The sequence below is a fragment of the Pseudanabaena sp. Chao 1811 genome (assembly GCF_027942295.1).
Lineage (GTDB): Bacteria > Cyanobacteriota > Cyanobacteriia > Pseudanabaenales > Pseudanabaenaceae > Pseudanabaena.
Genome location: NZ_CP101416.1, coordinates 3,523,465 through 3,547,954, shown reverse-complemented (window position 1 = coordinate 3,547,954; position 24,490 = coordinate 3,523,465). Strand labels below are relative to the sequence as shown.

General features: G+C 43.0%; 23 protein-coding genes. 14 read left to right on the top strand and 9 right to left on the bottom strand.

Translation table 11 applies throughout. The features are described 5' to 3' along the window. Positions 1-65: 65 nt before the first annotated feature. The 5 genes from NMG48_RS16245 to NMG48_RS16225 all read left to right on the top strand — a co-directional run bounded on the left by NMG48_RS16245 (position 66) and on the right by NMG48_RS16225 (position 3,561). Complete coding sequence (locus NMG48_RS16245; protein ID WP_271252504.1) at positions 66-359, top strand: type II toxin-antitoxin system HigB family toxin; 294 nt, start codon at positions 66-68, stop codon at positions 357-359. A 25-nt stretch (positions 360-384) separates the two neighbouring features. Then, positions 385-762 carry a helix-turn-helix domain-containing protein gene (locus tag NMG48_RS16240; protein ID WP_345961282.1) on the top strand — a complete coding sequence of 126 codons (378 nt, stop codon included), beginning with the start codon at positions 385-387 and terminating at the stop codon, positions 760-762. A gap of 140 nt (positions 763-902) precedes the next feature. Then, positions 903-2,306, top strand: coding sequence for a dihydrolipoyl dehydrogenase (lpdA, locus tag NMG48_RS16235; RefSeq protein WP_271252502.1), 1,404 nt, complete (start codon positions 903-905; stop codon positions 2,304-2,306). Between the two features lie 58 nt (positions 2,307-2,364). Beyond that, positions 2,365-3,099 (top strand): hypothetical protein, encoded by a 735-nt coding sequence (locus tag NMG48_RS16230; protein WP_271252501.1) that lies wholly within the window; start codon positions 2,365-2,367, stop codon positions 3,097-3,099. Positions 3,100-3,141: 42 nt separating this feature from the next. Next, the gene (locus NMG48_RS16225) at positions 3,142-3,561 is read left to right on the top strand and encodes a hypothetical protein (RefSeq protein WP_271252500.1); all 420 of its coding nucleotides are present in this window, start codon (positions 3,142-3,144) and stop codon (positions 3,559-3,561) included. A gap of 33 nt (positions 3,562-3,594) precedes the next feature. On the opposite strand, the gene NMG48_RS16220 is transcribed toward NMG48_RS16225, so the two are convergent. After that, positions 3,595-4,806, bottom strand: a complete 1,212-nt coding sequence (locus NMG48_RS16220; RefSeq protein ID WP_271251743.1) for an IS256 family transposase — start codon at positions 4,804-4,806, stop codon at positions 3,595-3,597. 171 nt (positions 4,807-4,977) lie between these two features. Between NMG48_RS16220 and NMG48_RS16215 the strand changes: the two genes are divergently transcribed. Continuing rightward, positions 4,978-5,619, top strand: a complete 642-nt coding sequence (locus NMG48_RS16215) for a transposase (RefSeq protein WP_271252499.1) — start codon at positions 4,978-4,980, stop codon at positions 5,617-5,619. Positions 5,620-5,973: 354 nt separating this feature from the next. Here NMG48_RS16215 and NMG48_RS16210 read toward each other — a convergent pair whose 3' ends face one another. From NMG48_RS16210 to NMG48_RS16190, 5 genes are all read right to left on the bottom strand, one after another. Then, a complete protein-coding gene (locus NMG48_RS16210; protein ID WP_271252498.1) occupies positions 5,974-7,269 on the bottom strand; it encodes a homoserine dehydrogenase in 1,296 nt (431 codons plus the stop codon). A gap of 134 nt (positions 7,270-7,403) precedes the next feature. After that, positions 7,404-7,766, bottom strand: a complete 363-nt coding sequence (locus tag NMG48_RS16205; protein WP_271252497.1) for a DUF1830 domain-containing protein — start codon at positions 7,764-7,766, stop codon at positions 7,404-7,406. Between the two features lie 231 nt (positions 7,767-7,997). Then, the gene (locus tag NMG48_RS16200; RefSeq protein ID WP_271252496.1) at positions 7,998-8,678 is read right to left on the bottom strand and encodes a hypothetical protein; all 681 of its coding nucleotides are present in this window, start codon (positions 8,676-8,678) and stop codon (positions 7,998-8,000) included. Next, positions 8,675-9,949 carry an FGGY-family carbohydrate kinase gene (locus NMG48_RS16195; RefSeq protein WP_271252495.1) on the bottom strand — a complete coding sequence of 425 codons (1,275 nt, stop codon included), beginning with the start codon at positions 9,947-9,949 and terminating at the stop codon, positions 8,675-8,677. The genes NMG48_RS16200 and NMG48_RS16195 overlap by 4 nt, the downstream gene beginning before the upstream one ends. Positions 9,950-10,119: 170 nt before the next feature. Then, positions 10,120-10,524, bottom strand: coding sequence for a DUF3119 family protein (locus NMG48_RS16190; RefSeq protein ID WP_271252494.1), 405 nt, complete (start codon positions 10,522-10,524; stop codon positions 10,120-10,122). A 180-nt stretch (positions 10,525-10,704) separates the two neighbouring features. Here NMG48_RS16190 and NMG48_RS16185 point away from each other — a divergent pair, with 180 nt between their 5' ends. Both NMG48_RS16185 and NMG48_RS16180 read left to right on the top strand, forming a co-directional pair. Further along, positions 10,705-10,935, top strand: a complete 231-nt coding sequence (locus NMG48_RS16185; protein WP_126387194.1) for a hypothetical protein — start codon at positions 10,705-10,707, stop codon at positions 10,933-10,935. A 15-nt stretch (positions 10,936-10,950) separates the two neighbouring features. Continuing rightward, a complete protein-coding gene (locus NMG48_RS16180) occupies positions 10,951-11,622 on the top strand; it encodes a HEAT repeat domain-containing protein (protein ID WP_271252493.1) in 672 nt (223 codons plus the stop codon). Positions 11,623-11,725: 103 nt separating this feature from the next. Here NMG48_RS16180 and NMG48_RS16175 read toward each other — a convergent pair whose 3' ends face one another. Further along, the gene (locus NMG48_RS16175; RefSeq protein ID WP_271252492.1) at positions 11,726-13,321 is read right to left on the bottom strand and encodes an iron uptake porin; all 1,596 of its coding nucleotides are present in this window, start codon (positions 13,319-13,321) and stop codon (positions 11,726-11,728) included. A gap of 979 nt (positions 13,322-14,300) precedes the next feature. On the opposite strand from NMG48_RS16175, the gene NMG48_RS16170 reads away from it, so the two are divergent. The 4 genes from NMG48_RS16170 (at position 14,301) to NMG48_RS16155 (ending at position 20,585) form a co-directional block, all read left to right on the top strand. Continuing rightward, entirely contained in the window at positions 14,301-16,616 is a 2,316-nt protein-coding gene (locus NMG48_RS16170; RefSeq protein ID WP_271252491.1) for a ribonuclease R family protein, read from the top strand. A gap of 41 nt (positions 16,617-16,657) precedes the next feature. Continuing rightward, the gene (locus NMG48_RS16165) at positions 16,658-18,742 is read left to right on the top strand and encodes a chloride channel protein (protein ID WP_271252490.1); all 2,085 of its coding nucleotides are present in this window, start codon (positions 16,658-16,660) and stop codon (positions 18,740-18,742) included. 51 nt (positions 18,743-18,793) lie between these two features. Beyond that, positions 18,794-19,372, top strand: a complete 579-nt coding sequence (locus tag NMG48_RS16160; protein WP_271252489.1) for a GUN4 domain-containing protein — start codon at positions 18,794-18,796, stop codon at positions 19,370-19,372. 73 nt (positions 19,373-19,445) lie between these two features. Continuing rightward, on the top strand, positions 19,446-20,585 hold the full coding sequence (locus tag NMG48_RS16155) for an Hpt domain-containing protein (protein ID WP_271252488.1): 1,140 nt from the start codon (positions 19,446-19,448) through the stop codon (positions 20,583-20,585). Between the two features lies 1 nt (position 20,586). Here the strand turns inward: NMG48_RS16155 and NMG48_RS16150 are convergent, their stop codons facing one another. Beyond that, positions 20,587-20,736, bottom strand: coding sequence for a hypothetical protein (locus NMG48_RS16150; protein ID WP_271252487.1), 150 nt, complete (start codon positions 20,734-20,736; stop codon positions 20,587-20,589). A 115-nt stretch (positions 20,737-20,851) separates the two neighbouring features. Between NMG48_RS16150 and NMG48_RS16145 the strand changes: the two genes are divergently transcribed. Both NMG48_RS16145 and rdgB read left to right on the top strand, forming a co-directional pair. Then, positions 20,852-22,690: a DUF3352 domain-containing protein gene (locus NMG48_RS16145; RefSeq protein WP_271252486.1), complete on the top strand. Its 1,839-nt coding sequence runs from the start codon at positions 20,852-20,854 to the stop codon at positions 22,688-22,690. A 153-nt stretch (positions 22,691-22,843) separates the two neighbouring features. Beyond that, complete coding sequence (gene rdgB / locus NMG48_RS16140) at positions 22,844-23,455, top strand: RdgB/HAM1 family non-canonical purine NTP pyrophosphatase (protein WP_271252485.1); 612 nt, start codon at positions 22,844-22,846, stop codon at positions 23,453-23,455. Here the strand turns inward: rdgB and NMG48_RS16135 are convergent. Beyond that, positions 23,415-24,377 carry a DHH family phosphoesterase gene (locus NMG48_RS16135; RefSeq protein WP_271252484.1) on the bottom strand — a complete coding sequence of 321 codons (963 nt, stop codon included), beginning with the start codon at positions 24,375-24,377 and terminating at the stop codon, positions 23,415-23,417. The two genes, rdgB and NMG48_RS16135, sit on opposite strands and share 41 nt — an antisense overlap. Positions 24,378-24,490 lie beyond the last annotated feature (113 nt).

The window sequence follows — 24,490 nt, the reverse complement described above, 5'->3', positions numbered from 1 at the left end:
AACTTGCAATGATTAAATAATCAAAAAAATTTGCAGACTATTCTGGTAACTATTTCAAAAACACAATGCGTATCCTATCCCGCAATACATTGCGAGACTTTTGGGAATCTCATCCAGATGCCGAAGAAGCTCTGAAAACTTGGTATTACGAAGCCTCTCATGCCAATTGGCAAAGTCCCGCCGATATAAAAGCTAATCATCGTAACGCCAGCATCATTGCCAATAATCGCGTGGTTTTTAATATCAAAGGCAACAGCTATCGGCTAATTGTGGCAATTCGCTATGATATTGGCACTGTGTTTATCAAGTTTATTGGCACTCATACCGAATATGACGGAGTAGATGCAGCAACAATTTAGTGATTACTCTAGTGAAGGTAAACCTATGGAACTGCGCCCCATTAGGACTGAAGCAGATTATCAACAAGTCCTCCAAGAAATTGAATTATTATTTGATGCTGAACCGAATACCCCCGAATGCGATCGCCTAGATATTCTTAGCACCTTAGCGGAATCCTATGAAAGATTACACTTTCCCATAGAACTTCCCGATCCGATTGAAGCAATCAGTTACTACATGGATGCGCGTGGATGGTCACACCATGACTTGGAATCTTGTCTTGGTAGTCGAGTTAGTTCGACTGAGATATTAGCGCGTAAGTTTTCTCTAACCCTAGAAATGATTAGAAAGCTACATAAAGAACTTGGAGTTCCCGCAGAGATCCTGATTCAGCCTTACCAATCATTACAAACTTCTGCCTAAGTAATTATTGCAGTTAAGATATTTTGACGAATCTTATGAGCAAACTATGGCAATTTCCTTAACAGCTACATCTTGCCAGAGCTAACAGGAGGCGCAAACGGTGTCAAAATAGTAGATCGATTCTACTGGAGAAAGATTAGGTGTCGGACAAATTTGATTACGATTTGATCATTATTGGCGCTGGCGTTGGTGGACATGGCGCAGCCCTCCATGCCGTCGCCTGTGGCTTAAAAACTGCGATCGTCGAAGATGGCGTAATGGGCGGAACCTGCGTTAATCGTGGCTGTATCCCCTCCAAGGCATTGCTAGCAGCTTCGGGACGGGTGCGCGAAATGCGGGCAAAGTCTCACCTAAAGGCATTAGGCATTGATGTCGGTGAAGTGAATTTCGATCGCGGGGCGATCGCTAGTCATGCCGATAACTTAGTACTAAAATTGCGCGGCGACTTGACCAATAGCCTCAAACGATTAGGCGTAGATATTTTGGAAGGTCGTGGTCGTGTGGCTGGCGTGCAGAAAGTTAGCGTTGGCGATAAGACTTACACCGCCAAAGACATTATTCTCGCCACAGGTTCCGAGCCATTCGTGCCTCGTGGTATTCAAATCGATGGCAAAACTGTCTACACCAGCGATCAGGCTGTGCGTCTAGAAACCTTGCCCCAATGGGTGGCAATTATTGGTAGTGGTTACATCGGGCTAGAATTTGCCGATGTTTACACAGCACTAGGTTCTGAAGTGACGATGATCGAAGCCTTAGATATTTTGATGCCCGGCTTCGATCCTGATATTGCCAAGATTGCCGAGCGTGTACTTCTCAAACCTCGCGATATCGAAACCAGAACAGGTGTATTCGCCACCAAGATCACCGCAGGTTCTCCTGTCAAAATTGAACTGACTGATGCCAAGACCAAGAAGGTAGTGGAAGTTCTGGAAGTGGATGCTTGCTTAGTTGCCACAGGAAGAATCCCGCTTACTAAGGATCTTGGTTTAGAAAGCGTTGGTATTGCGCCGAATCAGCGGGGCTTCATTGATGTGGATGACACAATGGCGACTTCCGTTCCTCATCTTTGGGCGATCGGAGATGCGACAGGCAAGATGATGTTGGCTCATGCAGCTTCGGCTCAGGGCATTGTTGCTGTCGAAAATATGTGCGGTCGTGCGACTACAGTTGATTATCAAAGTATCCCTGCGGCAGCATTCACCCATCCTGAAGTCAGCTTTGTCGGCTTGACCGAACCACAGGCTAAGGAAAAGGGTGCAGCGGAAGGCTTCAAGGTTGCTACCGCCAAGTCTTACTTTAAGGGCAATTCTAAAGCGATCGCTGAGGGAGAAACCGAAGGCTTAGCCAAGATTGTTTACCGTGAAGATACGGGCGAACTTTTGGGCGTGCATATCATTGGTATCCATGCCTCAGACTTGATTCATGAGGCATCGGCAGCAATACGCGATCGCCAAACGGTACAGAAGTTAGCGACGATTGTTCACGCGCACCCAACGCTCAGCGAAGTCTTGGATGAAGCTTACAAACGCGCAGCACATATCTAAATCCAGAAAGCACTCCAATGGGGTGCTTTTTTGTTGAATCTTTAAGATTGAGAATCTCATGGAATACAACATAGTCCAAAGTGAAAACCACCAAAAAATGACAATTAAAGGGAAACCCGAAGTCTTTGCGATTGTCATTTTAGGTGTGTTTGGTTCTGCTTTCATCTCTCCATTATTCTCATTTCCCTTTATTGCCTATAGTAGTCTCTATTCCCTTGGTACAAGGACTCTAATTTGCGAGCATAATCAATCGAAGAAAGTCATTTGCAAACAAAGCTCTGAGCATTTATTGGGATATGCAAAACCTGAAGAGACGACATTGCAAAACGTTACCAAAGCTAATTTCCATCTAGTCCCACGTAAGAAAGGTAGTGACGAACAATGGATTACTTTAACAACTAAGGACAAAGAGATACCTATATTTAGTGATGGTAGTAGCTATCTCAATCTCAATATGGAAACGGAGGAGTTAACCTCATGGGTAGCAAGGTTTAATCAATTCGTTAATTCTAGTGAGGGAAAAATAGAATTAACTTATCCTGTCAGCCAACAGTGGATGGCAGCAGCTTTTCTACCCTGTCTAATTATTCTCTTTCCTATAATTGGATTATTTCTAACTTATCTTATATTGCAATGGCATTGCTTAACTTTTGATCACGATGAGCAATCTTTAGTTTGGGATGTGCAAACAATTTTTGGTCGCAAGAGCTATCAATTTTTATTAATGGATATTAGGGAAATTACATTAACTGAGAACTTGCACCATTCTGGAAAGGGGTTGCAAAGAGAGTAAAGATGTGAAAAAAAGGGCGTAGTAGTAAATTAAATAACGATTATGGAAAGCATCGTTAAGCACGCCCAAGGTTTAGTGTATAGCCTAATTTGTCTGATGCCAAGTGTGTATCAAAAAGCAAGTCTGAATGCAATATTAGGGCTATTTCTGGAAGCGCAAGGGCATCCCTATCCAGAACATACACAGGTAAAATCAGCGAGTGCATTAAGCCGATTTCTCAATCACTATAACTGGTCAACAAGAGGACTAATTCGAGCAACAAGGCTGTCAATTTTGGGGCAAATCGCCAAGCATCGCCCATCGAAGAGAGTGCCATTAAAGATACTGATAGACCTGACCACCTTAGAAAAAAGCGGCAAGTTTTTACATTTGAGCAATCCCACCCCAAACGAACCAGACCCATGGGTGAGAATCCTCAACGGAAAGCGAGGACTACATCTGGTTGTACTGTATCTGGTCTAGAGACTGTCAAGTAAAATGTGTAAAGTCTAGAAGCTAGACGTGGAGACGATCCTCGAAGAGGATGGCAAAGCGATTAAGAGCAGGTTTCCAATCACGAATCGGCATCGTCCACTTCTTCGAGATATTCCGCATTGCTAAATAAACGAGCTTGAAAGCAGCATCATCAGAGGGAAAAATCTGTTGGGATTTAATCACCTTCCGCAAACTACTGTTCATCGACTCAATCGCATTGGTGGTATAAATCGCCCTGCGAATCTCGGTCGGGAAAGCAAAGAAGGGGATAATGTTTGCCCAATGACTGCGCCAAGACTTGGAGATTGATGGATATTGCTTGTCCCACTTTTCAGCAAAGAGTTCGAGATTAAACTCAGCCTCCGATTCCGTCGCCGCGCTATAAATAGCCTTGAGGTCAGCACAAACTTGCTTGCGTTGTTGCCAAGGTACAAAAGCGACCGAGTTTCTGACCATGTGGACAATGCATAACTGCACCTGAGTTTTAGGAAATACCGTCTCAATCGCATTAGGGAAACCAGTCAAGCCATCGACACAGGCAATCAAAATATCTTTGACCCCACGGTTGTGAATTTCGGTGAGTACTGACAACCAGAATTTCGCACCTTCATTCGGAGAAATCCACATACCCAGTAATTCCTTGTACCCGTCCATATTCACGCCCAAGGCAAAGTACAAGGATTTGTTAATCACTCTGCCATTGTCTCGGACTTTGATGACTAGACAGTCCAGAAAGACGATTGGATAGACTGCTTCAAGGGGACGGTTTTGCCATTGCTTCACCTCGTCAATTACTGCATCTGTAACATTGGAAATAAGTGTTGGTGATACTTCAACACCATACATTTCTTGCAACTGGGCTTGAATATCCCTGACACTCATACCTCGTGCGTAGAGAGCAATGATCTTTTCATCTAGTCCTGACAAGCGACTTTGTCCTTTCTTCACCATCTGCGGTTCAAACTCCCCTTGCCGATCTCGGGGGACTGCGATTTCGGCTACGCCAAAGTCACCTTGCACTTTTTTCTGGCTATAGCCATTGCGACTGTTGGTTTGTCCTTCTGGTCTTGGTTCGTGCTTACCGTATCCCAGATGGGTTGATAGTTCTGCTTCCAAGGCTCTCTCCACCAACGCGGTTGTCAGTTGTTTCAGAATGCCTCCTTCTCCGAATAGGTCAGGTGGTGTTTTACATTCTTGCAGCAATTCGTCGAGCAATTCTTTGCGTATATTCATCAGTTTTAGTGTTGGTAATTGTGTGTCTAGATCATCTCTCTGTATATATCCCAGACTTTACACACTTCACTTTACACTCTCCTGGTCTATGGAGAGTGGCGCGTACCATGGAGTTTTAGAGTATGGCGCGGCAAAGGATACTCCAGTCCCTCTGACTTAGCTTGTAAGTTATTGGGGACAGTACCCAAGCAACTAACCCAAGGCAAGACTGTGATTGTCCTTGCTGATACTGAGTTTAGTACGGTGAAGTTTTTCAATGCTGTCCGCGCCAAGTCTTGGCGCATCGTTGTCGGTGTCCGCAACAATCGTAAACTTCAAGATGGACGTACCGTCAAACAACTTTATCCCCATGGCAAACGTGGACAACTAATTTTACTGGAAGGGCTAAGTACGCCTTTGACGATCTCTTGGTTCTGGCTCAAAAGAGCCGATAGTAAACGGGAGTTACGCTTTGTGGTCTCTTCTCATCCTTATTCTGGCGCTTATCTGGTGATGTTAGGTCGTAAGCGTTGGGCGATTGAGGGATTCTTCAAAACCATCAAACATCGCTTTGGTTTGCATTGTTTTGGGCAATCTACAAAACTTGGCGTTTATCGTTGGCTTATCCTCTCTCTGCTTTCTTATCTTTTGGCTCATTGGATTGATCAATGGTCGTTTCCTCCCATCTTGGACTGGAAAGCTACCTGTGATTTAACCCTTTCTGTTTTATTCCCTTCTGTCCTTTGGTTGAAACTTCTCAGGTATCTTCAAATTAGTGCCGATATTGCTGCTCGTCATGGCTTTGAAATTATTCTCAAACCCATTCCCACTTGACTCTTTCACGAATGCTGCAAGATCTCAGTTAACAAAAGTTAGAGGAAGTAAAAGTGGAATTTTATATTACATAAAAATCTATATTGCTGGGAAAAAAAGTCCTATTCCTTTGGTTTTTGTTTCTATAACAGTTGCCCAAAATATAGCGCAAAACTTAGGTAGGTTTTTACGGATTAATGTACAAGATTTGACTGATCGGTGGAGCTAGAGCTGGTAAGGCGGCTCAAATATATAGACCATATATCTCGGCTCAGACTAGACAACCGCCACTATGTCCACCATCCCAAAGTGTCACAACTCTACTCAAGCGCTAACAAAAACAGAAAAAACGGCATTTTGTGCCGTTTTTTCTGTTTACAAAACCCGTAATACAGTAGGAATACTATGCAATGTAGATAGCTCACGAATGGCAGCGATCGCCTGTTGGAAATTCAACTCGCTCACCTGTTGTGTCACCACCACAATTTCGGCTAGACCATCGTGAATCGTATTTTTTTGCAAAATCGCATTCAAACTAACATGGTGATTACCAAAGGCAGTACCAAGATCTCCAATTACCCCCGGTTTATCGTGGGTGAGCAATCTGGCATAGAACTGCGTCACCGTATTTTCAATGGGCGCAATCTTGGCATAGTGTTCATGGGAACAGCCCATCAGTTGATTGATGTTATTAGGGACAGACTTCAAAGCTGCGACAACATTGATAATGTCGGCAACTACAGCACTAGCCGTTGCACCCGCACCTGCCCCAGGGCCTGAAAATACAACTTCACCAACGGGATCACCCTCAATACGCACAGCATTAGTTACACCATGAATATTGGCAAGAGGATGCTGAATCGGAATTAAAGTGGGATGGACACGGATTTCGAGATTTCCATCATCCTGATCTGTAACTCTTCTCGCAATTCCTAAAAGCTTAATCGTAAAGCCAAGTTCTTTGGCATAGCCAATATCGGCACTGGTGATCGAGCGAATTCCTTCACGGTAAATATCTTCGAGATTGACGCGATCGCCAAAGGCAAGACTCGCCAAAATCGCCATTTTATCGGCAGCATCATAACCATCCACATCCGCAGTGGGATCAGCCTCTGCATAGCCCAATTTTTGTGCTTCAGCAAGAGTTGCCTCAAAATCCGCACCCTCAAAATACATACGGCTGAGAATGTAATTGGTTGTGCCATTGACAATACCTGTCAACTCACTAATGCGATTACCACCGAGACTTTGTTTCAGCGCTTGAATCACGGGAATCCCGCCACAAGCCGCCGCTTCTAACATTACATATACACCTTTTTGTTTAGAAGCAGAGAAAATTTCATTACCATGTCTAGCGATGACAGCTTTGTTTGCTGTAACGACATGCTTACCATTTGCGATCGCCTTTAAAATTAAACTTTTCGCTGGCTCGATCCCGCCAATTACCTCAACCACGATATCGATCTCAGGATCATTAACGATAGATTCCAAATCATCTGTAACTATATGGGGATTGATCGCCACATCTCGCTGCTTATTTAGCGATCGTACACCCACACGCGCAATTTCAATATCAGGGAGTAAGGGATGACGACCCGCAGGGTCTTGAAAGATTTTGGCAACACCAGTACCAACGGTTCCTAATCCGAGAAGTCCAACTTTATATGTCACAGTCTTAATTTCTTGTAATTTATCGTCGATTGCTATTGGTTTTCATTGTAGTTTTTTTCGGGACGTGATGAATCATGACCATAAAAGAGAAAGAGAGCGCAAAGCGCTCTCTTTCTCTTTTACATATCAACAATCTAGGCAACTTTAGCAAATACGCCTTGTAAATTTTTAGTTGATTCTTTACTAGGTTCTTTGGTATTGGGAAAATTTGCTGATTTGTCTATGTCCGTGGGCATCGCCAGTTGATAGCAAGGAATCGTATCTGCATGAACTAATCCAGACATTATGCCTTCATAGATCTCTAATAGCGCATTTGCTGACGTAGAGAAATGAATATATTGATTCGGCAAAACGGATCTTTCAAAAAAAGAACTATTAGGTTGAGATATCCGCACAATCTGAATCACTTCGCTTTCGTTGCGATAAATACAAGTTAATTGTTTGACTTGATTTTGTAGGTTGTTCGGATTAGTTTTGTATGCTTGAATATCTAACATTGTATTTACCTGTGAATAATCGCTATCTGTGCCAACTCATGATCCCAGAGTAGGGGATCGTCTCATGGCTAGCGGTGATATAGCGCACATATTCCAAGTTTCTTAAGCTTTGGGATCGCTGTTTGCGATAAAGGCAAAAACAAGGCAAAAACCTCTTTTTGCGTTTATCTAGCTATTCTTTGCGATCGCTTGACCAAATGCAGATAAAAGTACAAAACGAAGTTTGTACTTTTATCTAGCCACCCTTTGCGATCGCTTAACCATATATTTAGTGAGATCAACAAAGGCATCACGACGTAAATAGGGATAATCGCCAACCCAAAGATTGTATTGCGGGATATAAGCATCCGAAGTTTGGCGACTAACACGACCAAAGCGACGATCATTAGAAAACAGCAACATATATACAGTCTGTTCTGGTTGAATCCGCTTGAGTTCACGTCTCATTGGTAAACGTAAAGTCGTCACAAAATCCGTTTCATCCCCAAGCTCAATATTCAAAAAGCTTTCAGCATCATAACTAACATCCATTCTTCCCCGCGAATCGACCTTCTCTTCTCTTGCCAAGACCTCTTGGGAGACATACACATCCAGCACCTCTGCTTGCCAAAAGCCACAATAGGCAAAGCGCCGCAACTTAGCATTACGGATACTTGCTAAGACCACGGGTTCGAGCATCCAATATAAACCTCCCAGTGCAGCACAGACAAACATCGCCAATGCGGCAAAACTGCTGGGATTATTTTCATGAACACGGTTGTAGAGAATCGTGAAAATAATCACACTAGCGATCGAAATGGCAACCCGCCGAAACACATTCTGTCCATTTCCCGAATAGTATTGGTACTGCTCAGAAGTAGGAACAGCAGGGATCAGTTCATCAAAATTTTTACGTTTGAGTGGAGTAATCATAGGGGTATTTTAGCCAATAACGCCGCACCATAAGCCGCTTCGGTTTGTATAGACTTTTGCATCGGGATCTGAAGATAGCGATCGCGAATTTTTGTCCATACTTGATTTTGCGCCCCACCACCTGCGGTATAAATTTGTTGAATGGGTGACGCACCTAACTCTTGCAAAAGTTTATAGCCTTGCGCCTCTATTCTTGCCATACTTTCCAGTAACCCATGTAAAAATTCTACGGGATCATCAGGTCTCGGTTCTAAACGTGGCGCGAGGTTAGGATCATTAATCGGAAAGCGATCGCCTATTTTCGGTAAAGGATAATAATCAAGCAGGCTAGGAAGATCGGGATTAATGCGATCGCTCAGCTCTTGCAATTCCTGATCACTAAAAAACTGTCGTAATACTGCCCCACCGACATTTGATGCTCCACCCACAAGCCATAGACATCCTAACTTGGGATGATCAAAGCGATGGCTATAGATGCCATATATGGAATTATTAACGGGGCGATCGCTTAAAACCTTAAGTACCATAGTTGAACCAAGAGATGTCACGGCTATGCCGATCTCAGGCTCGGTTGTCCCCACACAAGCTAAAAAAGCGGCATTACTATCTGTTGTTCCTACGCCAACTTCACAATCTAGGGGCAAACCTAACTGCGTAGCGATTCCTTCTTGAATCAGCCCCACAGTTGTACTAGGTGAAAATACTTCTGGTAAGACCAAATTAGAATTTTTTAAGCTCCAAGCCTTGAACCAATCAGGATAGCTTAATGCTGCGGGATCGTACCCCAACTTCAGAGCATTGTGATAATCACTTACGCTTAATTTGCCATGAAGCAAATAACTTAGCCAGTCGGCTTGATGTAGGAAATATATCAATGAAGAGTTTTGATCTCCGTTGACAAGTAAAGAAATTAATTTAGCAAAACTCGAAGTGGCACTACAAACTGAATGATGGATTGGTGCAACTTTTTTTACTTGCTCTAAAATCTCAGGTTTACAGGCATCACTATAAATCATCGGCGAAGTAATTACTGTGCCATTGCGATCGCAAATTAAAACCGTTGCCGAAGTCCCATCAATGACAATTTTACGGATATTTTGTTTGATATGCTGCGGCAATCTATTAATTACTGCATAAAGCGCATTTTGCCATGATGCCCAATCCCGTATCTCATAGTCAGAGCGGGCAATAGCAACGATTTCACTATTTATGTCAATCGCGATCGCTCGTACCCCTGAAGTCCCAAAATCAATCCCTAAAAAATAATTCATCAACTACAGCCTGTTGAAGTTTGAAGTAGTACAGAGAAATTTTTGAAAGCGCGGCTTTTCCGCGCTTTCAAAAATTTCTCTGAGTTTCAAGTCAGCGCAAAGCGCTGTAAATGTCTCATTAGTGAGAACAAGCGGCTAAAGCCCCTTGCCTGCTTAAACAATTTTTATAACTAGACTTTCTTGAGGGAAATATATTTTTCCAAGCAAGTTCTTAGCACATTTACATCAAATAAAATAGGCAAGAAATGAATGCTTTTTATCTCTTTAAAATAGAATAAAACTGGAAATCCAAACCAAAATACTTTCCAGTCTTGCCACTCTTGATAGGGGAAAGTACGGAATTTTTCTTGTGATCGATAAACCTCTAAATCTGTTGCCGTAAATACTAAACGAATGGTCGCTGCTTGATAAACTAAAAACAATCCAAAAATTGAAACTACCCCCGCAGCAATTGGTTGTACCCAAATTAGCGGTATGCTTGCCAATACTAGTACAACAGGTATTGCATAGCTTGGATTTAGTTCTGTAGCCTGCGATGCAATCTTAGGATCAATAAAAGGATTTGAAGTAGTCATTATGATTTAAATAATTGATTTCTATCTATAGATATACATTTAATTCTAAATCTATGGCTCCTTTATTGAAGTGATAAAATCAATATTAGTAAGCCAATAATCCATTTTAGTTAACTTATTTTTAACTTAATGTATTTTGGTCAAGACTTCGTAATATCTACACAAGCTTAGGGAATCTCTATGAACTTATCCTCAACAGTGAATGACTTGGCTCTACCTTTGCGCGAAGCTGCCAAAGATCCTAAGGTCTGGAGCGATCTCAAACAAGCGATCGCCACAAGTTCAGGATTTGATAAATGGCAGCGCTCCCGTCACGGTGAACCTAAAGAAATTTTGGTAGCACAAGAAGGCGTTCTCGATGATCTCGTGCGTAGCTACTTACGTGAGACACTAGAAACGTTAGCGTATTAATTGCGAGATTTTCTTGTGAGCGAAACCTTTGAAAATTTAAGAGAGCAACTAGCCAAGGATGACATCGGTCTACGGATGAAGGCAATCCATGCTAGTCGCTCTCTTCCCATGTCTGAACGTTTTGTTTTACTAGCGATCGCTTCGAGCGACTCCAATGCCCGTATTCGTTATGATGCGGTAAGTCAAATTGGTACTGTTGGTACTGTTGACTTAGAAAATTCCTTTGAAATTTTAAGCGATCGCCTACGTGTTGATTCTGAGTTAGATGTCCGTGCCGCCGCCGCCGCCTCCCTTGGCTCTCTACAACTGACTCAGGCTTTTGATTTACTAAAAGCTGCCTACGAATCTACAAATGACTGGATGTTGCAATTTAGTATCATCGCGGCAATAGGTGAACTAGGCGCACCCCAAGGATTTGATTTTCTTGTCAAAGCCTTACAAAGCCCTAATGACTTAGTCAAAATTGCGGCGATCGGTTCCCTTGGTGACTTAGGAAACCGTGAAGCTGTCCCTCTCTTAATTGCCCTTATTGACGACTCTGATTGGCAAGTAAGACATCGTGTATCCCAGTCATTAGCACATCTGGGTGGCAACGATGCTAAAGAAGCTTTAGAAAAACTCGTTAATGATCCTATGCCTCAAGTTTCAGAAACAGCCAAAGCATTTTTATCCTCAATTGCAGAATAAAAAATATTTGCAGGATTTTAAGATATAAATTTCTAACCCATTTTTAAAATAAAAAAAGAGAGGCGCTTAGCGCCTCTCTTTTTTAGAATGTAACTACCAAATCTTAGAAGGAGAATGTGGTACGGATTACACCAACAGTTGCTGTACCATTGGTACTTGCACTGTTTTGATTGAATACGAAGAATACACCAGGAGTGATGCTGATATTCTTAGAAACACGGAAGCGGTAGAAAGCTTCGAGGTGATAAGGAGTATCAGTGCTAGCAGTAATACCACTAGTGCTACTTGTGAACAGAGGTTGACCAAACAGAATCGCAGCTAGGTCGCCTTCGGTGAACAAGTCCTTACCAGAGAGAGCAGCTACCCAACTTGTAAGAGTTGCAGAACCAGCAGAGTTGTTAGCAAAAGTCCAAGAACCCCAAGTATTGAAGGTAAACTTCTTGGTGATGTCCCAAATCAAGCTACCAACAACGGTATCACTCTTAACACCAGAGATTCCAGTTACAACAGATTCATTGTTAAGACCAGATCCAAGACCATTGCCAGTTAGACCTGCGCTATTGGTATAAGCATTTGCATAGCCAACACCAAGGGTTAGTGCATCAGCAGGCTTGAAGACAAACTGAGCAGCAATCTTAGTATCACCACCAGTTACACCACCAGCACCTGTTGCAGCAGCAGCATTAGATGCAGTGTAAGCAGCTTGGAAGTTTACCTTGTCAGAAAGTTTCCAGTCAAAACCAGCAACGGCTGGGTTACCACTAGAACCAATACGGATCAAGGGGTTAAAACGACCAAAGCGAGAGATTGTCGCTTGGCTGTCGCTTTCAAGAGGATTTAGAGGATTGATGATATCTTCAGTTTGACCAATTGGGGCGATGTAAGCTGTTAAGTTGTCGCCAACTGGGAACTTGTAGTACAAACGGTTGAGTTCAAAGGTATTGGCAGCAGTCGAGAATCCATCGTAGGAAAGACGAGTACTGTTACCTGCGGTTCCACCAACTAAATCATTGAAGTTAGCAGTATTGCTAGCTTGCAAGCGAGTTCTCAACAAGTCCTTACCAGTGAAGCTGGTATCTAAGTTAAGACGAGCGCGATAGTTGAAAACAACGTTAGTCTTATCAACACCTGTTGTGGTAGTACCATCAGAACCAGCAACTAGACCAAAGATTGCTTCGCCACGTAGCTTGGTGGTGGTGGAGAATTGTTGTGCTTCGAGCTTGGTGACTTTAGCATCAAGAGCATCTACGCGACCACGAAGAGTTGCAAGTTCAGCAGCAAATTCTTCTTGAAGTTTTTGTAAGGTAGCGAGGTCTTCCTTGCTAACCTTGTCGGCTAAACCTGCCGAAATGATTTCATTGATCTTGTCTAAGCAAGCATTCAAACCAGCAGCAAATTCATAACGGCTGGTTGCTTGTTTACCACGGAAAGTACGGTCAGGGTAGCCAGCGATGCAACCATAGCGCTCTACTAAGGACTGCAATGCGGTGAATGCCCAATCAGTAGGGCGAACATCACTGAGCTGAGAAACAGAGGTAACGTTTTGAGCTACAGCACTAGGACGCAACTGTACTTGCTCAGAAGGGGAAACTTGTGACTGTGCATTGGCAGCACCGCTAATGAGCGCAGATGCAGCAACAGCAGCCGAAATTACTACTGGAGTAACTAGGCTTTGATTTTTCTTAGAAAACTTAGACATTTGATTTATCATTCCTCACAATATGACTATTGTACATCTAGCCTACCTAAATGTATCAATGTTAGCAGCAAAAAGTTAAGTGTTGCTAGATACATTAGCCATCTATTTACGCTAGAAACCAGTAAACCAGCAAAATATCAGTTACAGCATATACACAAAGACAGATATAGAAGACCTAAATTATTTAGGGATTTTTAGAGTTTGCAGAAGAGCAACACTTTAAAATGCTCTTAATTGTTGCCAATTATCTTCGGGCGTTGTATTTAACGTGAGTTCGGGATAATTTGATACGGGCTTTGAGAGAGGGGTTGCTACGCAACCCCTCTCTCAAAGCCCAAAAGTAAAAGCCTTGCTAAGCAAGGCTTTTACTTTTGGGCTTTTAAAATTTGCCAGCTTTGATTCAAACGCTGGGAGCATGTTACAAACCGTGAGAGCCGATTCCAGTCAAAGTTGGCAACTATCGCAAACTAATGTTTTTGGGGTTTCTAGAAAATTGATCAATATAAGGATATTTGCTGGAGCAATTGGGCTAAAATACTACGAGTAGGGGAACACTATACAAGCTAACTCTGCAAATTCGTAAACCATCTAAGTCTCATAAACATTACAAGGAACTATTGCTAGACACCCTATACGGCTCATAGACATTTATCTTAGAAAGCTCTTCAGTATGTCTTATAGAGATATGCTTTTCGATCCATATATTTCCTAATAAGCTGTACTTTGAGTCTGAAATGATATCTTCTGAGCGATCAGGGACATCTCTACAAAGATATGTCGGCTCCCATTGTTTCGTTTTGATAAGTCGAATCTCTAGGAGTTAACAGTCCATAGGTAGGCATCGAAATTTGCGATGATTTGAGATGTTAGGTTGTGTTTCTAGTTTGTGTTTCTAAAGATTGTGTTTGTAGTTTGTTATTTTGTAACCCCTCGTTTGCTTTAATTTGCTCACCTTAAACCATCGCTCGACCCTCGCCTCATGGAATTCTCGATTACTCAACTGTTAGATAACTTCTCTGATGACAAGCTAGTTACGCCCAAAGCGATCGAAAAGAAACTTGGAATTAGCGACGATAGTAAAAGCGTTCGTAGGCTCCAAGTAGCCCTTGATGCTCTCGAAAAAATTGGTATTCTCGAAAAAGATAAAGGACGTTACCGCCGCATTCATGAGGAAGGCTTGGTGGAAGGTCGCTTACGCTGTTCCAGTAAAGGGTTTTGCTTTGCCATCCAAGATGTTGAGGGGGCAGAGGATATTTATGTACGTGAGAGCCGCTTAAGCAATGCTTGGAATGGCGATCGCGTTTTGGTGCGAGTTACTAAAGATGGAGTGAGACGGCGATCGCCTGAGGGTGAGGTGCGGTTAATCCTTGAGCGTTCCAATCCCACTTTACTTTCGACTGTGAAACTCACCGATGGCAGTTATCGAGCTGTCCCTCTAGATGATCGCCTATTATTTGAAGTTGAGCTAGTCCCAGACGAAGAAACCCCCGATCTAGACGTGGCGGTGGGCAAACTAGTTCATCTAGAGATGGTGAGATTTTCCCTAGGCAATCATTTACCTTTAGGAAGAATCCTACAGATTTTAGGGGACGATGCCGAATCTACCAATGACATTGATTTGGTCTGTTGCAAGCATAATTTGCCAAGAAGATTTAGTGCTAAGGCTTTGACGGCAGCAGCAAGTTTGCCGAGGGGAGTCAGAAAGGCTGATCTCAAACATCGTCTGGATCTCCGCAAAACTCTGACCGTCAGAATTGGCAATGCGGCAGCAATTTCCATTGTTCAGAGTGAAAATGGCTGGGATTTAGGAGTCCATATTCCTGATGTTGCTACCTATGTAACAGCAGGTTCACCTTTGGACTTAGAAGCTCGCAAACGTCTGCGGTCATTTTTCTTAGGTGATACGATTTTGCCGATGTTGCCTGAGATGAATGTTTTTAATCAGCCTGAATATCTAACGATGTCAGTGCTGATTAAACTGGATCATGATGGCAATGTGCTTTCCTTTGAGATTCAGCCTTCAGCAATCTTGGTACGTGCAAACCTCAGCTATCAGAGAGCGCAACAGATTCTCGATGGTAAGGTGGCTGTTGATGAAGATGCTCCAAGTCAAGAAATAGATACAGAAGTAGAAGAGTTGGTGCATCTAATTGCGAAGGTAGGTGCATTGCTACAAGGTCATTCCAATGCAATTAGGCTAGTACTGCCACAGATTCCTTCTCAAGAGGCTGATGAGGGAGTTAGGGGAGTGACGGTGGTTCCTTTAACTCTGCCGATCTCTGGCACTGTGACGGAAGTGATGATCTTGGCAAATAAAGCGATCGCTTTGCATCTTCAATCCTTAGCAATTCCCGCAATCTATCTACGTCAAGTGCCTCCTGACCAAGGCAAAGTGGATGATTGGACAAAGCTACTGGAAAGCATGAGTATTTCTGCGCAGTTGGAAACTCCTGAGCAAATCCAGATTGCCGATTTACATGGCATTTTGCAACAGGTCAATCAACTGGAACAAGAAGCAACTCGCGATATTCTCAAGTATCTTTTGCTGTCAATGTTTAAGCCTAATGAATATGTCCTGACACCTTCTCTACATTTTGGTTTGGGACTGATCGATCAGCCCTATGTACATGGTGTATTTCCCCAACATCATTATGGAGATTTGCTGGTTCAGCGTACTCTGCACACGGTGTTTGAAGAAGGACGTGATCGCCGTAGCATCAGGATTAAGGATGGTGTGAATTTACGGAGTTCTAGCGCTCATGGACAGGTCAATTGGAGCGTCTTACCTCCTGAAACAGAGCGTCAGTTGATTGAGGATTTAGAAGCAATCCTACCAAAGCTCAATCAAGCCGATGCCTTATACCATCGCTCAATTTCTGATCTTGATGGATTACGCAAAGCCGAATTTATGCGATCTCACACAGGTGGGAACTTCTACGGGATCATTACTAGTGTTCAGTCCTATGGCTTCTTTGTTGAAATTGAATCTCTATTAGTAGAAGGACTAGTACATGTCAGTTCACTTAAGGATGATTGGTATGAGTTCCCATTGATTAATGGTAAGGGGAGAGCAAGAGCTTCGACTTTACTAGTGGGTCGTCGTAGTGGTCGTCAATATTGTTTGGGAGATCGCGTTGAAGTACAGGTTAAGGGTGTAGATTATTATCGCCAACAAATTGATTTGGTGGCAGTTGTAACATCCTCTGAAGGCGATCGCGATTCTTCTAATTTAGGTTCTATTTCAGAATCTGATTTGGAGACTCCTGAAGAAATCGAGGCAGCAAATATCGAATAATTTCGCAAGTCATCATTACCTCATCCCCACGAGTTCCCACCATGTCGCTTTCTCGCCTACTGGTGACTGTCTTAAACCGTCTTCAGCCATCTGCGGAGACGGTTATGCTTATCTCTGCGATCGCTGTTGGCGTGATTAGTGGCACTGGTGTTACCCTATTTCGCAAACTGATTTTAATTGCTCAAGAAATCTACTGGCATAGCCTCGCAGTAGTTCTTAGTACCCAATGGCATTGGGCAATTATGTTTATTCCCATGCTAGGCGCATTAGTTGTTAGCCTTGTACGTTTTAGGCTCGATCAAATAGAAGCTAAAGCGGTGGGTAAAGGACAGGTTGTCCGTGATATCGGGCAATTACCCTACTCTCAAGCTCCGTTAAAAACAGTTGCGGCGGCACTTTCCCTCGGTTCGGGAGCTTCTCTTGGTCCTGAGGGTCCTAGTGTTGAGCTAGGTAGCAGCATTGGCTCTATATTGGGGCAAATGTTGCAGTTTTCTAGTGAACGTATTCGACTGTTGATTGGCGCAGGGGGAGCCGCAGGTTTAGCCGCAGGATTTAATGCCCCGATCGCAGGTGTATTTTTTGCCCTTGAAGTATTGCTGCGCGATTCCTATCGCACCAATAAATCGAGTCCCAATTCTGATGTCAGTGTTGTGGTTATTGCCTCCGTAATTTCTGCATTAGTTTCGCAAATAAGCCTTGGTGAGCGTCCTGCCTTTAGCTTGCCTGTGTATGAAGTGCGAAGTTATTGGGAGTTGCCGATCTATCTAGGTTTGGGCATTTTGGCTAGTGTCGTGGCGCTCATGTTTACTAGCGCCATTAAACAGGCTAAAAAGTTTTTTGCAGGAGAATGGGCAATCGCCCCATTTATGCAGAAGCTATCGATGCCAGTTAAATTGCTGATTGGTGGTCTATGTGTGGGGATTATCGCTTTAACTTTTCCTGAAGCGATCGGCATTGGCTATGAAACCGTAGAGTCAATTCTGCAAGATACACCTTTCACCATTCCGTTGTTAGGCATTTTATTAGTTATTAAACTTTTACTGACAGCAATTAGTTCAGCCAGTGGCTTTGTGGGGGGAATCTTCGCGCCTTCAATTTTTCTAGGGGCAGTACTTGGTAGTTTATATGGACAGGCGATCGCTAGTTTATTGCCTGCCTCAATTCCGATCGCTGCTTCTCCTGCCTATGCCCTCGTTGGTATGGCAGCAGTGTTAGCAGGTACAGTGCGCGCTCCCCTAACATCAGTACTATTACTGTTTGAAATGACTCGTGACTATCGCATCGTTTTACCCCTAATGGCTGCTGTAGGTCTCTGTGCATGGGTACTCGATCAGCTCGATACATCCAAAACCGATCGCATGATCATGCAGTGGTCAAATTTGCCAGCCGATATCGAAGTCCTCGAAAAAATTAAAATTGCGGAGGTCATGACTCTTAACCCTGCCTCGGTCAAATACTCAATGCCTTTGCTTCAAGCTGCACAGTTTATCACCAGTGGCTATCATCACAGTGCTTTAGTATTTGATGATGTTAACCACTTACAGGGTATTCTCACCACTCAAGACCTCAAGCGAGTGCTATCTGCACCCACTAGCGATAATACGTTTGAAGAAATGACCGTGCAGAATATTTGTACAGCCGAGGTTCTTTGCACTTTTGCCGATGAATCTCTCGCTGAAGCTCTTAAGCGTATGGCAACAAGGGATTTACGCCAAATGCCCGTAGTTGATCGTAATCAACCGAAACGAGTGATTGGTATGGTTGATCGGCTTGCAATTACAACAGCCTATAACACAGCGCTAACAAAACGAGCGATCGCTGCTAGAATTACAGCGACTAAACCGAGTCAAAGCATTTCTAATAATGCAACTATCGCAACCAATGCGCTAAATATAGTTAATACCAGTACTAATGCTAATGCTATTAATGGCAATAATCGCCATAATAATGAGCATCGACATGAAGAAACTGCTGGGAATAATAGTTCTAGCAATAATGGTAACGATAATGGTAATGATAAGAGCCTTGATCAAGACAATAGTTTAACCAATGCTCTCCATACCCCCTCCAATCACAATTTACAGAGAGAATTAGATACTCATAGCTCTGAGACGATTTCCTCCTAAAATTTTAGTAGAAATTGTCTTAATCTAGTAACTAGCCCACACAAGGATGTCATGAATAGCGAAGAAATACTAATTGAATTTGTGGCAAATGGCGATCGCACCCACGGTGAGTCGATCAAGTCAATCAGCACCAACAAGGTTAAAGAAAGTATTCAACGAGTTGCCAACTTAGTCCAACAACTGGCGACTGAAAGTACTACTAATCAATCTGATGGGCTAGCTCTAGATGAGGTCGAAGTAGCAATTAAACTAACAGCTACGGGTGAAGCTGTTTTATTGGGTGATGGACAAAGCAATGGTGCGATTACTTTAAGATTTCGTCGTTCCAGTAAAGTTGTGGTAAGTGCGGGTTCTGCACCCGCAGCATTAATCCCTAGTACAGGGATCAGTTACGATAAATTACAAAATTTGCTAGCCAATAGCAAATGGCAGGACGCAAATCAAGAAACATGGAATCTGATGTGCCAAGCTGCCAACAAAAATCTTGGCTCAGTACTTTCGGCAGAGGATATTAAACAAATTCCTTGTGAAGTCCTGCAAACTATCGATGGACTGTGGCAGAAACATAGTCAAGGACATTATGGATTTAGCTCTCAAAATCAAATCTATATGTCGTCCATTCTGGGTTGAGTTAGGAGAAAAGGCGCAATGCGTCGCTAATCCTTTAGCAATAAAAACTTAAAGATTTAAAGGGATCAGTGTCATGGATCAAGATAAGCAAAAGCAGATTACGATGTACTTCATCGAGGAAGCCAAAGAGCATCTGCAAACTATTGAATCGGGGCTGCTGAATTTAGAATCGCTCATGGGGAATGCGGAGTCGGTAAATGAGATATTTCGTGCAGCCCATTCAATTAAGGGGGGAGCTGCAATGTTGGGCTTTAGCAGTATTCAACATGTTGCACATAATTTTGAAGACTATTTCAAAGTTATGCGTGAAAATAACGACTTTCAAGTTGATCAGCATCTACAAACACTGTTTTTGCAAGCCTTTGATAAATTGCAAGAGTTAGTAGAACTGCTTCAAAGTCCCTATGGACTAACCAAAGATGCCGTTGATGGAATTATGTCTGGCTCCGATCAAATCTTTGCGAACTTGAAAGCCCACCTACAAAATTTAATTTCAGGGCAAGAAATCGACACCCAAACTGTACTCGTTGCTAAATCAGCACCGAAGACGGACACTAGAGCGATGCTGGGAGTCTTCCAGTCGGAAGTGCCAATTAAGCTACGCAATATGCTGGAATTATTCAAGCAACCAGATAGCCCTCGCAGTCGCCAAAATCTTGAAAACATTTGTGCACAGTTACAGGAAATGGGCGATCGCTTTAATCTTGTCGCTTGGTCAGTGATGATTCAGTCCGTCCGTTCGGCAGTCACCAATCCTAACAATCAATTTCGCAATCTTGCTCCAATTCTGATTAAGGAAGTAAAACAGGCTCAAGAACAGGTTCTAGCGCAGAAGGCAAATGAAATTAAGGTTTCCCAACAGTTGTTGCAGTTAATTCCTGCTGATGCCAACAAGCAGACTGTGACAGCTAAGGTTCCCGTTAGTTCTGCTCCAAGTACTTCCGCCGATGAAGTCAGTAATATCTTTGGGGCAGTTATCGAAGAAGACAAAGCCATGAAGGGTTGGCAATCCTTTAGCGATCGCGTCGGTTGGCGACAAAATGGTTCGTGGATTCCATCCAATGCAGTGCATTCACAGAATCCTCCTGATGGGCATTTCCCCACACCATTGTGGTTGGCATCGTGGCATCAATCTAAAGATGCGAAGGCAAAAGAGTTTCAGGCTCAGTATTTAACATTTTTAGCGAAACTTTCAAGTTGTAATTTGCCATAAATTATTTAGACGCTGTATTCAATAAATTCTCAAGAGGGTTTTCAGTGAGGAGTTTGTTTGCTACGATTTTTGCGGTTACGGCAAGTGCATCGGCTCTGCCCGTGATCGCTACCTCAGTTAATAGTCTATCGACATTCAGTAATAGTCCCATAGGTCAAACATCAAAAGATCTGAAGGTTCAGAGCGTTTTGCCTGGTCGGACAACGAATAATTTTATAGAGTCTAGAGAGCTTAGGGTATATACGTTTGCCCAACGATCTTTAAATATGGCAAAACAGCTTCCTAATAGCGTCCTTGGCATGTTAATTGTTGATGTAAATCAAGATTCTTGGCAAACAACTGAACAATTTAAAATTCCTGCCCAAAATCCTCTTGCGGCGATAGATAAATTACTTAGCTTTTTGGGTCAATCTTCACAACTATCATTTGCTAAAGATGTCCAGCCTTGGCTAGGTACAGAATTGGCGATCGCATTTTTGGACAATCCTGAGCGGAAAGTAGAAGTAACATTTGCGGCTCTATCTGCGGTGAGTGATCATCAACAATTTGAAGCTTTTATCAAAAAGTTAAAAGGGTTGGATTTGCCAAAACCCACGGAAAGGCTATACCGAAATGTCAAGATTTGGGAATGGCAATTACAAGATACGGATATCTCAGAACCAGAAGAATCTCCGCAAGCATTACCATCTAAGGCCGTAAAATCTCCAAATCTCAAGCGCTTACAAGCTCCAATCGCTAACCATTCAGCGCAAGACCCCCAAGAAAAACCTCATCATTCTGATACAGGTGCGGATAATATCCCGAAATTCCCAGAAATTGGATTTAAACGTTTGGCGATCGCCAAGTTACCCAGTGGAGTTGCAGTAATTGCTTCGGATCAACAGGCGATTCAGCAGATGATTGATCTCGCTACTGCTAATTCCCCAGAGCAGTTAGCCTCAAAACCTGAGGAAGCTTTGCCATCACTAGCAGATAATCAACTCTTTTTGCGATCGCTGAATAATCCCCTATGGAATCGTTCTCTGATTGCAGGGTATGGAGATTTTAAAAATATCGGTCAACTATGGGAAGCGCTTGCTACGGAGATCCCTGAAACCACCGAAATCCCTGGATTTAGCCGTGAAGAATATATTCAGGGATTGAAATATACCTTGAGCCAGTATAACAGTGTTGATCTATTTACATGGATAACGCCAAAGGGGATACGGAGTCAGAGTAATAGCTATTTTTCGGAAGTGAGATCGCCACAACCCAAGGATACACAAACCCGTGATCGTCTCCTCTCATTTTTGCCTTCCAATGTTTACGGAGCCATTACTAGCCGCAATCTCAATCGTCAATGGCAGTGGTTTGTGGAAGAGTCAAAGCTCCAGCCAAGCTACAAAATCCTGATTGAGGGATTCCGAATGCTTGCTCCTTTAATTGTTGGTTCTGGATTAGATATTGACCTTGAGAAGGATGTTATTTCTTGGATTGATGGCGAATATGCATTGGTATTATTCCCTAGCGATCGCGCTCCATTTAAAGAGATTGGCGTTGATCTTACCGTGGGAGCATTAATCCGTACATCAAAGCCTGAAGCTGCCAATGCTACCCTCAATAAATTGACGAAATATCTTACCAAGGTTGGGAAAAATTTCATCCAAGTAAAAAAACGTCAAGTTGGCACTACTTTATTGACCAGTTTTGAATTCCCTGACAATCGCGAACTTGGTAAAACTCAAAGTATTTTTGCCTATGGATGGCGCGATCGCCAAACTTTATTACTAACTTTGGGCGCAAGTACTGCCTCTGCTTTTATTCCCATCCCTAAGCCTGCCCTTGCGGAGTCCGAGGATTTCCGCGATGCGATCGCCGATATGCCTCAACCTAATTTTGGTTACTTTTATCTCAATGCCAATGCGATTGCCAAACAAGTAGCGAAGTTTTTGTCGTCAGAGTTCCTCCCTAATATTGATGCACCTAATTCAGACAATCCGAGCAAACCATCTGAGTTGCCTGAACCTATTCAAAGAGCAATCAATAAACTAGGTGGTGCTGTTTTTGTCTATTCTGAAACTAGCGATCGCTTCCAGTCTGATTTCTTCTTGGGTATCAAGCACTAGGAAGCTATTAACAAGTACGTGAGTTCATAGTAATTAGTGTCGTGCTTTGTACGGCGCTAATTGCGGAAAGTGGTAAGAATTTTATAGCGATTCTTAACACTTTCCAGTTCCTTTGAACTGACGTTAAGATTTATAAAAAACAATGGTTTAAAAATGTCCGAGTTATCAAGTCAATTGCAAAAGTTAGTAATTGCCAGTGGAAATGCTGGAAAAATAGAAGAGTTTCGTGCTTATTTGGCTAATCTAGGCGTAACTCTAATTGCCAAGCCTGACAGTATCGATGTTGAAGAAACAGGAGAAACTTTTATTGAGAATGCTCATCTCAAAGCCTCTCAAGTTGCGATCGCTACTAACGAATGGGCGATCGCTGATGATTCAGGACTAGAGGTAATTGCCCTTAATGGTGCTCCAGGAGTACTTTCGGCGAGATATGCAGAGACTGATCTTGATCGCATCAATCGCGTTTTAAAGGAACTTGGCGATCATCCTAATCGCGAAGCCCAGTTTGTTTGCGCGATCGCGATCGCCTCACCCGATGGCAAGATAACTGCCGATGCCGTTGGTATTTGTAAAGGCATCATCGCCGATATGCCACGGGGAAATAGTGGGTTTGGCTATGATCCGATTTTCTTAGTGCCAGATCTCCAGCAAACCTTTGGTGAAATCGCCCCTGAAGTAAAATCGCAAATTAGCCATCGGGCAAATGCTCTCACTATCCTGCGCTCTAAGTTAGAGTCACTGATTGCACCACATTATTCCGCGTAATGATGTCAATTAGCTCTTGCTGAACTTCATCCGCTCGCTCATTGTCAATCTGACAAGTACCTGCATTAGCATGTCCCCCTCCTTCGTACCTCAACATCAACTCACCGATATTGATTGGACAGGTACGATTGAGAACGGACTTCCCTGCCGCAAATACGGTGTTTTGGTGTTGTCTGCCCCACATCCGATGGATCGAGATATTACAATCAGGATAGAGGGCATACACCATAAACCGATTGCCAGCATAGATCGTGGATTCATTTTGTAAATTCAGAACGACTAGCTTATCGTGAACTTCGGCACAATGCTGAATCTGTTTCTTAAAGATTTCTTGCTGCACAAAATAGAGTTCTACCCGCTCTTTGACATTAGGAAGCTCCATGATTTCCTCAATTGTCATCGTCCGACAGGCTTCCACTAACTCCATCATCAACGCATAGTTGGAAATACTAAACTCGCGAAATCTTCCTAAACCTGTGCGTGAATCCATCAAGAAACTTAACAATACCCAACCTTGAGGATGCAGAATGTCATCCATGTCGAACTGAGCCGAGTCACACTTGTCAACCGCCTGCATCATCGCTTGTGAGATATTGGGAAACTTTAATTTTCCTCCATAGTAGTTATAAACTACTCTAGCGGCTGATGGGGCTTCACCTTCGATAATATGGTTCTCAGGTGTATCATAAACCCGCATGGTCTCACTCATATGGTGATCAAAAATTAAGTAAGCACCTTCTATATAGGGTAAATTGGTCAAAATATCGCGATCGCAAACCTCTACTTTCCCATCCTGTACATCTTTGGGATGTACAAATAGGATTTCGTTGATCATATCCAGTTCTTTTAGCAATACTGCGCTAACAACACCGTCAAAATCACTTCGGGTAATTAATCGGTATTTTTTGGTTGCGGCTGACATAAGCTGAGGCCCCTGATAATATTGCGAATATTACGATACTGAACATAACTATAGCGCTTTGCGCCCTAAACGAAAACCCAATAATTTGATAAGAAATCACGATAACTAGGATA